This is a genomic window from uncultured Campylobacter sp. (assembly GCF_938031315.1).
Taxonomy (GTDB): domain Bacteria; phylum Campylobacterota; class Campylobacteria; order Campylobacterales; family Campylobacteraceae; genus Campylobacter_B.
Map to the genome: position 1 here is coordinate 1 of NZ_CALHHT010000369.1, position 2,142 is coordinate 2,142.

Genomic DNA, 2,142 nt, shown 5'->3' on the forward strand with positions numbered 1-2,142 from the left:
GCGGGGTTACTGGCTCCACCTCCGCCGCCTTTATATTGAATGTAGTCTTCGGCCTTAATAGCATCTCTCGTGTCATAACTAGCGCCTAAAATCAGTTTGGTAAACTCGGTAAATTTGTGAGTATCTTCAAGCGCGAAACCGTAGGTTCTATCTATAAAGGTAACGGTGGGTTCGGTGCCGAATCTTCCGGTATAGTGGATTCTATGTCCGGAGTGCTTATCGTGTTTGTAGTTTGTGGCAAATTTAAGCGTGTTGCTATCGCTTACGTCTCCGCCCATTTCCAAACCGAATCCGTATGCGTTATCCTTATACTTGCTATCCTCTTTTTTATCGATATCAAACATTCCGTTTTTAAACTCATCAGCAAAAGCCTTAGTATTTATGTAAAAGCTATTTGCAAATTTCGTATGCGATAGGAAATAGACGCTTTGTCTGTCCCATTGATACCACTCCCATTTGCGGTCTTTTTGGCTAAAAGTCGTATATCTTCCCGCATACATCGGCTGCTCTTTGCTTGCCTTTTGATTTACGTAGGCGATCGCGTATTCGTCGGTTTCGTTTGGCGTAAGGCCGAGTTTGATATTAAATTTCTTATCTCGCTGCACGGAGTTATCGCGTCTGCCGCCGTCCTCGTTGTCGTTTGCGTCTCCTTTAAATTTACGCGACATCTGCTGCCCCATATCCTCCATAAAGCTGCCGCCAGCTTGCACGTAAAATAGCTCCTGCTTGCTACCGACGTTCAAATCGACGTTGTTGCCGTAGGTTTTGCCGCTTCTGCCCGTCTCAAAGCCGTAGCCTAAATTTCCCTCAAGCTCCTTGCTAGGCTTTTTGGTGATTAAATTTATCGCGCCGCCCATAGTGTTTGGACCGTAGAGCACCGAGCTTGAGCCCTTTGAGATATCGATCCTGCTTAGATCGAACGTGCTAAACCTGCCGTAGTCTGCGTTGCCGTCGTAAGGCACGTAAACGGGAATTCCGTCGATAAAAAGCGGCACTCTGCGCGAATCAAAACCGCGAACGTAGAAATTTTGCTCGGCGCGCGGGCCTTTTTTATCCGCATAAACGCCCGGCGTACTGTAAGCGACCTGCGAGAGACGCTTTATCTCGTCTTTTTGCATCTGTTGCTCATCGATGGTCACGACGTTCGTGTCGCTTTTTTGCACGCCGCCGACGTTTTCTACGACCTCGATTTGTCCGAGCGTAAACACCTCACCGTGAAGCGCTATCGCGGCACAGCAGGCGATTAAGCCAATCTTTTTCATCCTAACTCCTTAAAATAAAATTTTTATTATATATTGTGTAAAATACCATTTCATGGAATAAATTTATTAAAATATTTGAATATAATTTTATTTTATAAATATTTAAAATCGACTTAAATGTTAAGGCTTTTAAAATGAAATTTAAATTTCTACTTTGCATCGACGATACGGACGAGCTCGGCGGCGAGATTTCTACGGGCCTTCTTGCCGAGGAGATCGCCGCCTTTGCGGGCTCGTTTGCGCCCGTTTCATTCGTCACGCGCCATCAGCTTTTGCTTGATCCTCGCATCAACTACACCTCGCACAATAGCTGCATGTGTTTTGAAGCCTGGCTTAGCGAGTCGCAAAAGCAGAGCGTGCTAAATTTTGCCCTTGAGCTGCTAGAGCGCAAAAGCGCGCTCGGCGCGGAGCCTGGCATCGCGGCGGCCTTTGAAAAAGATATCTTAAACGTACAAGAACTGATAAATTTCGGCAGAAGCGCAAAGGAGATATTTTTAAGCATGGAGCGGGCATTTGAGACGGCAAGCGCACAAAACGTATTTTTAAAAGAGCTAAAAAGCGGCGCTCGCGGCGTCATCGGCGCGCTTGCCGGTATCGGGCTTAGGCTTAGCGGAAACGACGGCAAGATCAGAGGTAAATTTGAGCTAAAAGAGTCAAATTTGAGCGTAGCCGAGCTTTTGGGATTAAATTTTATCGAGGCGGTCGCGGATAAAAATTTTAAACCCCTCTCGCCTGATGAGCGCGTAAATTTAATCGGCGCGCAAAAGCCGATCCGAAATTTTACCCGGTCAAAATTTTGCTTAAATTTATTCGGCGGCGGCGATTTTAAATTTTATTCGTAGACTTGTCGTAGTAGCCCCATTTGGCGCGGTATTTTCTC

The 2,142-nt window shown here is 46.1% G+C and carries 2 protein-coding genes; one reads left to right on the top strand and one right to left on the bottom strand.

All coding sequences use genetic code 11. The annotated features are described in order from the left end of the window. Positions 1 to 1,262, bottom strand: a 1,262-nt coding sequence (locus Q0236_RS08990; RefSeq protein WP_297917026.1) for a TonB-dependent siderophore receptor, incomplete at its 3' end; no start/stop codon positions are given. Between the two features lie 134 nt (positions 1,263 to 1,396). Between Q0236_RS08990 and Q0236_RS08995 the strand changes: the two genes are divergently transcribed. Then, complete coding sequence (locus tag Q0236_RS08995) at positions 1,397 to 2,104, top strand: hypothetical protein (RefSeq protein ID WP_297917028.1); 708 nt, start codon at positions 1,397 to 1,399, stop codon at positions 2,102 to 2,104. The last annotated feature ends 38 nt before the right edge of the window (positions 2,105 to 2,142 follow it).